The 453-nt window shown below is 60.7% G+C and carries 1 protein-coding gene; it reads right to left on the reverse strand.

Going from position 1 to position 453, the window contains the following annotated elements; translation table 11 throughout:
- Positions 1–453 (reverse strand): sensor histidine kinase (locus KIP88_RS46095; RefSeq protein ID WP_374226624.1); only part of this gene is annotated, 453 nt, incomplete at both ends.

Genomic DNA, 453 nt, shown 5'->3' on the forward strand with positions numbered 1-453 from the left:
ATCGGCCCCAGCCCCGGACCGGTATCCCGCGCCGCGAAGAGCACACCATTCGAGGTATCCGTGTTCGTGCTGATTCGTAGCTCCCGCGCCTCCTCGTCGAGGCAGCTCATTGCCTCGACCGCATTGAGGATCAGATTGAGAATGACCTGTTGCAGCTCGACGCGATCGCCTTTGATGAGCGGCAAGCCGGTCGCAAGGTCGGTCTGTAATGAGACGCCATGTCTGAGCACTTCGTTTCGGGTCAGGGCGATGACGTCGAGGACAGTGTTATTGACGTCGATGCTATCTTTCCGCGCGGGTGCTTTCCTGATGAGAGCACGGATCTGGTTGATGACCTCGCCGCCTCGCTTGGCGTCATTGACGATGTGATCGAGCGTCTGCCGCACCTCCTCCAGATTCGGCGGTTGAGAACTGAGCCAGCGCAGCGCGGCCTGGGCGTTGGTAAGCGTCGCG

This window comes from Bradyrhizobium sp. SRL28, assembly GCF_018596315.1.
Lineage (GTDB): Bacteria > Pseudomonadota > Alphaproteobacteria > Rhizobiales > Xanthobacteraceae > Bradyrhizobium.